The organism is Pseudomonas fulva NBRC 16637 = DSM 17717 (assembly GCF_000730565.1).
In the GTDB taxonomy this organism is placed as follows: Bacteria; Pseudomonadota; Gammaproteobacteria; order Pseudomonadales; family Pseudomonadaceae; genus Aquipseudomonas; species Aquipseudomonas fulva.
The window spans coordinates 139,308-151,348 of record NZ_BBIQ01000007.1; the positions used below are offsets into that span (position 1 = coordinate 139,308).

Annotated in this window: 1 protein-coding gene (only partly in view); it reads right to left on the bottom strand. The window is 66.9% G+C overall.

The features are described 5' to 3' along the window. Nucleotides 1-11,984 carry the 5' portion of a non-ribosomal peptide synthase/polyketide synthase gene (locus PFU01S_RS22775; protein WP_042139413.1) on the bottom strand. Its footprint begins 10,369 nt before the window's first position, so 11,984 of the gene's 22,353 nt are visible here — the first part of the coding sequence; the start codon lies at nt 11,982-11,984; its stop codon lies off the left edge, out of view. Nucleotides 11,985-12,041: the final 57 nt, after the last annotated feature.

A 12,041-nucleotide genomic window follows, 5' to 3' on the forward strand; every position in this document is an offset into this window, starting at 1 on the left:
GGGCCGTAGAGGTTGTGCAACTCAACATCCGGCAGTTGCTGGTGGAAGCGGCGCACGAGGCTGCCTGGCAGTGCTTCGCCGCTGCACACCACACGCTTGAGCAAAGGCGCGCACCAGCCTGATTCGATGGCCGAGAGGAACACGTCCAGCATCGACGGCACGAAGTGCAGCGTGCTGACACCTTCAGTATCGATGACCTGTTGCAGGTACTGCGGGTCGCGGTGCCCGCCGGGCCTGGCCATGACCAGTTTCGCACCGGTCTGCAATGGCCACAGCAGCTCCCAGACCGAAACGTCGAAGCTGAACGGGGTCTTCTGCAGTACAACGTCGTCAGCACTCAGCGCATAGGCGTCCTGCATCCACAGCAGGCGGTTGACCACGCCGGCATGCTCGTTCATCACGCCCTTGGGCAAGCCGGTCGAGCCTGAGGTATAGATGACGTACGCCAGGTGCTGCGGGGTGAGCCCCGGCACCTCCGGGTTGGTGGCAGGCAGTTCCAGGCTCAACGGCGCGTCCAGATCGATCACGACGCCGTGCTCGGGCACATGCCGGGTCGCCGCGTGCACCAGCACCGCCACCGGGTCGCTGTCGGTGAGCATGTGGCGAATACGCTCTGCCGGGTAATCCGGATCGACCGGCACATACGCGCCGCCCGCCTTCAGAATTCCGAGCAGCCCCACCATCATCGACAAACTGCGTTCAACGCAGATCGCCACGCGATCATCGGGCGTCACGCCCAGCGCGATGAGGTGATGAGCCAGGCGGTTGGCCTGGGCGTTGAGCTGCTCGAAGGTCAGTTCGCCCTCCTCGTCGCTGACGGCGACGGCCTGCGGGGTGCGCTGCACCTGATCTTCGATCAGTCGATGCAGCGTGTGATCGAGCCCGTACGCCTTTTCGGTAGCGTTGAAACCTGCCACCACGCGTTCACGCTCATGGCTTTCGAGCACGGGCAATTGCTGCACGGGCAACGTGGGGGTGCGTTCAAGCCCGCTCAGCAGCGTTTGCAGCACCTGTTGCACCTGCCCGCAGATGCGCTGCGCGCCGATCTGCGCAGGTACGGTGGCCACCAGTCGGAAAGCCTCGCCCAGATCATCCACGTTCAGGCTCAGCGGGTAGTTGGTGCGCTCCTGCCCGTCCACCACCTCAATACCCGCCCAGCCTTCGCCGCGATCGGCACCCGGCTGGGTGCCATGGCGATAGTTGAGCATTGCGCTGAAGAGCGGCTGCGGCGCCGCGACGCCACTGCAACGCTGTGCCAGCGCCAGCGAGGCATGCTCATGGGCCAGCAGGTCGCTGAGCCCCTGATGCACGGCCCTGGCCGCATCGACCATGCCGATGGCCTCCAGGTCCACACGCAGTGGCAAGGTGTTGATGAACATCCCCAGTGCCCGCTCGGACCCTTCTCCGCCCTGCAGGCGCCCCAGCAGCACGGTGCCGAACACCACGCGCGTTCTGCCACTGGCAGCCCCGAGCAGGCGGGCCCAGGCCAGGTGGAACAACGAAGCAACACTGATGCCCAAGCGCCGAGCTTGTTGGCGCAAGCCGGTGGACAGCGCCTCGGGCAAGACCTGCCTGGCCTCGTCCAGGTCGCGGCCGTCGCCTTGTACGTCATCCAGGCCATAAGGCAAGGTCGGCTCGTCGATGTCACCCAGTTGCGCGGTGAAGAACGCTTCATGGGCGCGCTGATCGACCCCCAGCCTGGCCTGGGCGACGTAATTGCGGTAAGGCACCGCAGCATGAGCCGGTGCGGGGGCACCACTGAGCAAGGCTGTCAGTTCTTCGCCCACCACCTCCAGCGCCGTGTGGTCCAACACGATGTGGTGGAACTGCAAGCTGGCGTCGATGCCGTTCTGTCCCTGGCTGTACACCAGTCGCAGCAGCGGTGCCCGCGCCAGGTCGAGGGTGGCAGTGGCCGACAGGTCAGCCACGGCGTCCACGCTCAGGCGCGCCTGGCGCACCACCACCTGCACCGCTTGCGGCAGCCCTTCCCAGAAGATCGCCGTGCGCAATACATCGTGGCGGGCGATGACCTGGTCCAGTGCAGCGGCAAAGGCCTGCAGCCGTTGCTTGTCGCTAAAACGCAGGCGCGTGTGCAGCACGTAGGGATCATGCTCGGCCGACAGGTGATGGTAGAGGATGCCCTCCTGCAACGGCGCCAGGGGGTAGATGTCCTGCACGTTGGCTGCACCGCCCGGGACCTGCGAGACGATCCGCGCAATGCAAGCCTGATCCAGCTCGATCAGGCTGAGCATGTCGGGGGTGATGTGCGAGCAGCCGGCCGGGATGCGGTTCTCGGGCACCTGGACCTGACGGCTGGCAGTGAGCGTGGCAGCCAGGGCAGCCACGGTGGGCTGGCCGAACAAGGTGCGCACATCGACCTGCAAGCCTTCAAGGCGCAGCCGAGCAGTCAGGGTGACGGCCAGCAGCGAGTGGCCACCCAATTCGAAGAAATTATCGTGTCGGCCTACCTGCGCCACCGTCAGCAATTCGCCCCACAGGCGGGCCAGCAGCACTTCGGTATCACCCACCGGCGCCTCGAAGGCCCGTCCCTGCACCACGCTGTCCGGGGTGGGCAAGGCTTTGCGGTCGAGCTTGCCGTTCGGCGTCAGCGGCCAGCGATCCACGTGAATGAACACCGCAGGCACCATGTGCTCGGGCAAGTGCTCGAGCACGCCCTGGCGCAGTGCCTCTGGTGCCTGCGGGTCACCGGTGTACCAGGCAGCCAGGCGCGTACCGTCCACCGCCAGCACTACGGCGGCGTGCACGCCAGGCAGGCGCTGCAGGCAGGTTTCGATTTCGCCTGGTTCGATTCGCAGGCCACGCAGCTTGATCTGCTGGTCGAGTCGACCAAGGAAGACCAGCTCGCCCTGAGCATTCAGGCGCACCAGGTCGCCACTGCGGTAAAGCCGCTCGCCCTCGACGAAGGGATTGTCGAGGAAACGCTCCGCCTGCTGCTCGGGCAAGCCCAGATACCCGCGCGCCACGCCAGCACCGCCTATGTGCAGGTGCCCGGCAACGCCTGGCGGCACCGGTTGGTCGTGTGCATCGAGTACATACAGGCGGGTATTGTCCACCGGGCTTCCGATCGGCAGGCCAGCGACGGGGATGGCGGCAGTGGGCTGCAGCGTCCAGGCGCTGCAATCGACCGTGGTCTCGGTGGGGCCGTAGACGTTGTGCAGACGCACCTGAGGCAACTGCTCGCGCACTTGCGTGGCCAGCGCATGGGTCAGCTCACCGCCGCCGCACACGATGTCTGTCAAGCCTGAACACAGGCGGCTGCCTGGATGATCGAGGAACTGTTGCAGCAGCGCAGGCACGAACTGCACCACGGCCACGCCCTGCGCCTGGATCAGCCGAGCCAGGTAGTCCGGGTCGCGCTCGCCCAACGGGCGGGCCAGCACCAGGCGCAAGCCGTTGCACAGTGGCCAGAACAGCTCCCACACCGAGGCGTCGAAGCTGATCGGCGTCTTGTGCAGTACAGCCTGGGTCCCCGCGAGCGGCCACTGCCCTTGGCTCCAGTGCACCAGGTTCACCACGTTACGGTGCTCGACCATGACGCCCTTGGGCAGCCCGGTAGAGCCGGAGGTGTAGATCACGTAGGCCAGGTTGCGTGCTGTGAGCCCAGGCACCTGGGGAGCCAAATGCGCTTGCTGCGCCCACCGGGCGGTGTCCATGTCCACCTTGGGCGCCTGGGTAGGCAGCGCCAGGTCGCCAGTGGCGCGATGCACCAGCACCGCGCGTGGGTCGCTGTCGCGCAGCATGTGGCCAATCCGCTCGGCGGGGTAGCCAGGGTCGATCGGCACATAGGCCGCGCCGGCCTTGAGGATGCCCAGCAGGCCAACCACCAGCGCGACACCGCGCTCAAGGCAGAGCGCAACGCGGTCGTCGGGCTGTACGCCCAGCGACAGCAAATGGTGAGCCAGACCATTGGCCTGTTGATCGAGCTCGGCGTAGCTCAGCTCGCCGTCCTCAGCGACCAGCGCGATGGCCTGCGGGCTGCGCAGGGCCTGCGCTTCGAAAAGACCGTGCAGGGTCTGGGTCAGGTCATGTGGACAGGCGCGATGGTTACCCAGTACTGCTGCGCGCGCCGCAGGGTCAAGCAGTGACAGGCTGTGCACCGGTAGCGCCGGGCGCCGTTCAAGCGCATCCAGCAGCTCGACCAGTACATGCGCCAATTGCTCGCACAGTGGGCGGGCGCCGATGGGCCTGCACACCTGGGCGGTGATGCGCAGCCCTGTGCCCAGGTCATCGACGTTGACGCTGATCGGGTAATTGCCATGCCCGCCGGCCGGCAGCACCTCGATACCCTCAAGGGCCTGGTCGCGCGCCTGCTGCTCTTGCTCGGTCGCGCCGTGGCGGTAGTTGAGCATCGCGCTGAACAGCGGCGTGGGTGCGGCCACGCCGCTGCAGCGCTGGGCCAGCGCCAGCGAGGCGTGCTCGTGGACCAACAACGCAGCCAGGCGCTGGTGGGTCAGCTGTACCGCTGCCCGTACGTCGAGCCCTGCCAAGTCCAGGCGCAGCGGCAGGGTGTTGATGAACATACCCAAGGCCCTGTCGGCGCCCTCGCCGCCTTGCAGGCGCCCAAGCAGCACAGTGCCGAAGACCACGTCGTCCTTGCCACTGGTGGCCGCGACCAACCGCGCCCAGGCCAGGTGCACCAGGCTTGCGGCGCTCACCCCGCACTGGCGGGCCAGCGCCCGCAGCCGTTGATACTGCTCAGTGGCCAAATCGGTACTGGCCAGCTCGAAATCACCGCCTTCATGCTGCAGATCGGCAAGCCCATAGGGCAGCGTCGGCTCTTCGACATCGCCCAGTTCGGTCCTGAAGAACGCTTCGTGCTCGGCCTCGCTGATATCCAGCCGGGCCTGGGCCACGTAGTTGCGGTAAGGCACCGGCGCCCCTGCCGGCGTCTGGCCGTGCAAGTGATCGCGAATCTCTGCCAACACCACCTTCATGGCGGTGTGGTCGAGCACGATGTGGTGGAACTGCAGCACGGCCTGCACGCCTGCCGCGTCATGGATAGGCAACAGCCGAATCAGCGGCGCCGAGGCAAGCTCGATACGTTGACCAGCAAGCATCGCGTCGTTCGAGGTCACCTCGATCAACGCCAGGCTCGCCGAACGCTGCACCACCTGCACCGGCTGGGGCAAGCCATCCCAGAGCACCGCCGTGCGCAACACATCGTGGCGGGCCACCACCTGGTCGAGCGCCTGGGCAAAGGCATGCAGCCTTTGCCGCGAATCGAAGGTGACCCGCCATTGCAGCAGGTACGGGTCGGCATCGTCTGCACTGAGGTGGTGATAGAGAATGCCCTCCTGCAGCGGCGCCAGTGGGTAGATGTCCTGGACGTTGGCCGCACCGCCGGGGATCGCAGCAACGATGCGGTCCAGCGCAGCCTGCTCCAGCGTCAGCAAGGGCAGCATGGTCGGGATGATGCGGGTGCAGTGGGCCGGGATACCGTTGGCAGGGATTTGGACCTCGCGGGCTGAGCCCAGCGCCCCGGCCAATGCCGCCACCGTCGGTTGCCCGAACAACACGCGCACATCCAGGGCCAAGCCTTGTTCGCGCAGCCGCTCGATCAGGCTCACGGCCAACAGCGAATGCCCGCCCAGTTCGAAGAAGTTGTCGTGCCGGCCGACCTGCTCCAGGCCCAGCACGTCGGCCCACACCTGTGCGATGATCGCCTCGGTTTCACCCAGCGGGGCCTCATACCCCTGCTGGACCAGGTCCTGGGGCTGTGGCTCGGGCAGCGCGCGACGGTCGAGCTTGCCATGGCTGGTCAGGGGCAGCGCCTGGATGCGGATGAAGGCCTGGGGCAACAGCTGACCGGGCAGGCTTGCCTGCAAGCCCTGGCGCACGTCACTCACCTCGACAGCAGAGGTCTCGGTGAACCAGGCCAGCAAGCGTTCTCCGCGCACCAGCACCACGGCATCGCCGACGCCGGGCTGCGCCCGGAGCGCGGCCTCGATTTCACCCAGCTCCACCCTGACGCCACGTACCTTGACCTGGTCGTCGTTGCGGCCCAGGTAATCAAGCGTGCCATCGCTGTTCCAGCGCACCAGGTCGCCGCTGCGGTACAGGCGGGCGTTGGGCAGGCGGCTGAACGGGTCACGCAGGAAGCGCTCTGCGGTCAGGTCCGGCCGGTTGAAATAGCCTCGCGCCACTTGCGCGCCACCAATGTAGAGCTCGCCGGTGACCCCGACCGGCACAGGCTGGCCCAGGTCATCGAGCACGTAGACACGGGTATTGGCGATGGGTGTGCCAATGTGCAGGGCTGCGCCGGGTGCCAACGCACCCGAGGTGGCAACCACGGTGCACTCGGTGGGGCCGTAGTTGTTGACCACGGTGAACCCTGGGTCCTGCTCGAACTGACGCAGGCGATCGCCGCCCACCAGCAGGGTGCGCAACGTGGCGTGCTGGTGTGGGCGGCGCAGCGCCTGTTCAGCCACAGGGGTCGGCAGGAAACTGACCGTCAGGGGTTGTTCGAGCCACCAGTCCAGCAACGCCTCGACCTGCTCGTTGCCCAGGTAGGCCGGCGGCAGGTGCAGCGTGGCCCCCGCGCACAGGGCGGGCCAGACTTCCCAAGCCATGGCGTCGAAACCGAAACCGGCAACGCTGGAGGTGCGTGTGCCCGCCTGCACGGCGAACGCCTGGCAGTGCCAGTGGACGAGGTTGGTCACGGTGTGGTGCTCGACCATGACGCCCTTGGGCTGGCCGGTGGACCCTGAGGTGTACACCAGGTACGCCAGGTCATTGGCAGTCAGCCCCGCCACGTGCGGGTTGTCGGTAAGGCTCAGGTAAGCATCCGGCTGGTCGAGGTCGATGCGGCGCACGTGCGGCGGCAGGCCGCCAATGTCGGCCTGGGCCAGCAACAGGGCCGGCGCGCTGTCTTCGAGCAGGTAGGCGATACGGCTGGCCGGATAGGCCGGGTCCACGGGCACGTAGGCGGCCCCGGCCTTGAGCACGGCCAGCAAGGCGACGATACGGTCCAGTGTGCGATCAAGGCACAAGGCAACGCGGTCAGCCCTGCCTACACCCTCTGCGATCAGCCGATGGGCCAACTGATTGGCGCGTCGGTTAAGCTGGGCGAAGGTCAGGGTCAGGGAGCCCTGGCACACCGCTGTGGCATCGGGCACCGCGGCAGCCTGGGCCTCGATCAGCGCATGTACGGTCTGGCCCTGTGGGTACGCTTGCGCGGTCAAGTTGAAGCCGCCCAGCACCTGCTCGCGCGCCGCATCGTCCAGTATGGACAGGCGCTGAACGCTGGTTTGCGGGTTGTGCTCCAACGCCCGAACCATCTGCGCCACGGCCATTGCCATCCACTCGGCGACCCGCGCCGCGCCGATGTCGATCAACGCCAGCACGTTGAAGGTAAAACCATCACCCAGGTCGTTGACGCTGAGGGTGAGCGGGTAGTTGCTGCGCTCCTCTGCCCCCAGCAGCTGTACGCCCTCCCAGAGGCCGTCACCTGCCTGGGCGGCCGGGTCGGCGCTGTGGCGGTAGTTGAGCAGCGCGCTGAACAACGGCGTCCCGGCGGCCACGCCGCTGCAACGCTGGGCCAGTGCCAACGACGCATGCTCGTGGGCCAGCAGGGCCGACAAGTGGCGGTGCGTGGCCAACACGCCTTGTTCTACCCCGGCGGCGGTATCGACACGCAGAGGCAGGGTGTTGATGAACATGCCCAGTGCGCGGTCGGCGCCCTCGCCGGCTTGCGAGCGCCCCATCAGCACTGTGCCGAACACCACATCGCTGCGGTTGGCCAACACCCCAAGTACACGGGCCCAGGCCACGTGCATCAGGCTCGCAGCACTGACACCCAGGCGCCTGGCCTGGGCACGTAGGCCCTGGGCCAGGCCGTGGTCGAGCGCCAGCAAGGCGTGCTCGATGCCAGCACCGTCGCCTTGCACGTCGGCATGACCGAGCGGCAGGGTGGGCTCATCGACATCGGCCAGCAGGGTCTTGAAGAAGGCCTCGTGGGCGGCTTCGTTGCCCAGGCAAGCCTGGGCAACGTAATTACGGTATGGCACGGCCGGCGGCAGGGTATGCCCTTGCCCGAACAGCAAGGCGCGCATCTCGTACAGCACCACGTCCAGGGCCGTGTGGTCCAGTGCCAGGTGATGGAACAGCAACACGGCCACCACCCGGTGATTGTCAGGGTCCAGGCTATAGTGCAACTGCGCCAGGGGTGCCTGGCTCAGGTCCATGCGGTGATGGCGGGCATCGAAGCGCGCCTGCAACTGGTCGATGCGCGAGGTGCCCGAATCCTCGTGCAGGTCGGTCACCTCGAAGACGCCCAGCTCGGCCTTGCGCCACACCACCTGCAGCGGCTGCGCCAAGCCGTGACTCAGGACAGCGGTGCGCAGAATGTCATGTCGGTCGATGACCTGTTGCAGGGCGCCGGCCCAGGCCAGCAGGCGCTCGATGCTGTCGAATGCCAGGCGTGTCTGCAAGAGGTAGGGGTCGCCCTGCTCTGCGCTCAGGTGATGGTAGAGCACGCCCTGCTGCAGGGGTGCCAGCGGATAGATTTCCTGCACGTTGGCCGCGCCGCCTGGTACCTGAGCAGTGATGCGGTCGATCAGGTGCTGCTCCAGCGTGATCAGGCTGAGCATGTCGGGCGTAATGCGCTGCGCGCCCGTCGGCACGCCATTGGCCGGCACCTGCAAGGCCGGGCTATCGCCAACCACAGCGGCCAGGGCGGCGACGGTGGGCTGGGCGAACAGCATGCGCACGTCCACCACCAGCGACGCCCGGCGCAGACGCTCGACCAGCGTGACCGCCAACAACGAGTGCCCACCCAGCTCGAAGAAGTTGTCGTGGCGCCCTACCCGGTCGACCTGCAGCACGTCGGCCCAGATCGCGGCCATGGCTGTTTCAGTCGGGGGGTGCGGGGCTTCGAAGGCGCTGGCAGCAAGGCTTGAGGTGTCCGGGGTTGGCAACGCCCGGCGGTCAAGCTTGCCATGGCGGGTCAGCGGCAGCGCCTTGAGGCAGGTCAGTGCCGCGGGCACCAGTTGCGCGGGCAGACAGGCCTGCAACGCCTCGCGCAGCGCCAGCGCTTCAAGAGGCCGAGTTTGGGTATACCAACCCAGCAGTCGGCCGTCGCGCACCAGCACCACGGCGTCTTCGACACCAGGCTGGCACTTGAGCGCCGCCTCGATTTCACCCAGCTCAACGCGCACGCCGCGAATCTTCACCTGGTCGTCGTTGCGCCCGAGGTAATCCAGCGTGCCGTCGGTGTTCCAGCGTACCAGGTCACCGCTGCGGTACAGGCGTGCCTGAGGGTCATCGCTGAACGGATCCTTGATGAAATGCGAGTGCGTCAGTTCGGGGCGGTTGAAGTAGCCCCGCGCCACCTGAGCGCCCCCGATATACAACTCGCCTACAACGCCCACGGGCACCGGTTGCAGGCCTGCGTCCAGCACGTAGACCTGGGTATTGGCGATCGGCGTACCGATATGGAGGGCACCGCCTGGGCGCAGTCGTCCAGAAGTGGCGACCACGGTGGTTTCGGTCGGGCCGTAGTTGTTGACCAATGCAAAGCCTGGGTCGCGCTCGAAGTGGCGCAGGCGATCGCCGCCCACCAGCAGGGTGCGCAAGGTCGGGTGCTGGCGCTCGCGGCGCAGCGCGTGCTCGGCCACGGGCGTTGGCAGGAAACTCACCGTCAGCGGCTGCTCCAGCCACCAGTCGAGCAGCGCCTCGACATGCTCATTGCCAACATCCGCCGGCGGCAGGTGCAGCGTAGCCCCGGCGCACAGGCAGGGCCATACCTCCCAGGCCAGGGCATCGAAACCGAACCCGGCCACGCTCGAGGCGTGGCCGTGCTCGTCCAGCTCGAAGGCCTGGCAGTGCCAGTCCACCAGGTTGACCAGGGCACGGTGTTCGACCATTACGCCCTTGGGCTGGCCGGTCGAGCCTGAGGTGTAGACGAGGTAGGCCAGTTGCCGATCATCCAGCCCCGTGACCACAGGGTCGTGTGTCGGGGCGTCGGCAGGGGGATGGTCCAGATCCAGGCGCGGCACGCCAGTGGGCAGGCCTTCGATGCCGGACTCGGCCAGCACCCAGGCGGGTGCGCTGTCGGTCAGCAAGTAGGCGATGCGGTCTGCGGGGTAAGCGGGATCGACGGGCACGTAGGCCGCACCGGCCTTGAGCACCGCGAGCATGCCGACCAGCCTGTTGGCATTTCGCGGCAGGCACAGGGCGATGCGTTGGCCTGGCTCCACACCCTCAGCCAGCAGCCAGTGGGCCAGCTGATTGGCCTGCTGGTTGAGCGCCGCGTAGCTCAGCACCTGGCCGTCCTGACGCAGTGCGATGGCCTCTGGCGCCACGCGCGCACGGGCTTGGATCCGTGCGTGCACAGTGTCGCCCTGCCGATAGGTGCAGGCGGTGTCGTTGAAGCGACGCACCACCTGATCGAATTCCTGCGGCGGCAGTACGGCCACGTGCTGCAAAGGCGTGTCGGGCTCGTGTTCCAGGGCGTGCACGAGATTGGCGAGCACCTGCTCGAACTGCTGGCTCAGGCGTGCGGCATCCCATTCAGGCAGGCTTTGCACGGTCAGGCGCAGGTCGTCGCCCAAATCGTCCACGCTCACCGTCAATGGGTAATCGGTACGCTCCTCGGCGCCGACAATGTCGATACCCGGCGCGACAGGAATGATCTCGGCGGCGTCGCCGGCGTCGCTGTGACGGTAATTGAGCATGCTGTTGAACAAGGCCGTGGGCGCAGCCACCCCGCTGCAGCGCTGAGCCAGGGCCAGGGACGCTTGTTCGTGGGCCAGCAAGCCGGTCAGACGACGGTGGGTGTGCAACAGGCCGTCCTTGACCCCCACCTCTGTCACGTCGATACGCAGCGGCAGCGTGTTGATGAACATGCCCAATGCCTGCTCGCCGCCCTCCCCGGCGGTCATGCGGCCGAGCAATACGCTGCCGAACACCACCGTCTGACGCCCGGCCAGCTGCCCTACCCACCGGGCGAAGCCCAGGTGCAGGACGCTGGCTGGGCTGACCCCGAGCTGCCGGGCCTGTTGACGCAGGCGACGGGCCAGAGGGGTCGGCAAGGTCAGGCGGGCTTGCTGCAGAAGCTGCTCGGGCTTTGCCTGGGCACCGAAGGCCAGGGTCGGCTCGTCGATATCGGCCAGCATGTGCTCGAAAAACTGGGTGTGGGCTTGTTCGTCCAGGGCCTGGCGGGCCGCCGCCAGGAAGTTGCGAAACGGCGTCGGCGCGGGCAACTGCGCGGCCGTACCGGCCAAATGCGCCTGGATTTCCCGGCGCACGATATCGAGCGCCGTGTGATCCATGATCATGTGATGGAAGGTCAGCACTGCCACCCACGCCTGCCCCTCACCCTGGGCTTGGGCCAGTTGCATCAGGGGTGCCTGGCGCAGGTCCAGTCGATAATGGCGTGGGGCCAGGTGGTCGCACAGCTCGGTCAGTGCACCGTGGCCTTTGAACGGCAACGCTTCACGCACCAGGGCCGCTTCGCGCCATACCACCTGCACGGGCTCGTCCAGGCATTCCCAATGTACGGCAGTGCGCAGGATGTCGTGGCGCTGGATGACCGCTTGCAGGGCGTCGGCGAAGGCATCGAGGTGCGTCTTGCTGGCGAAACGCAGTTGCACCTGCGACAGGTAGGGGTCGCCGTCCTGCGCCGAAAGGTGGTGGTACAGCATGCCCCGCTGCAGGGGTGCCAGCGGGTAGATGTCCTGTACGTTGGCCGCCCCGCCCGGCACGCTGTCGACGATACGGTCAATGGCCGCCTGGTCGAGGCTGACCAACGGCAGCATGTCGGGGGTGACGCGAAATGCCGGGCTGAGCCAATCGTCATCCTGACTTGCAAGCATCTCCAGCAAGGCCGGCTTGTGCCGGGACAACGCCTCCCACAGGGGGTCGTCCAGCGTCTGGTCATCACCCAGGACGATCAGGTCCTGGTCTTCACGCTGCAGACGGATGGGACGGGTGGAAAGTGCGTTGATCAGTTCGCTGAAGTGCATCGGTAAGCATCCTGCTTTGCCTGGAAGGGTTGATGGCCGACACGCTAAAGCAACGCG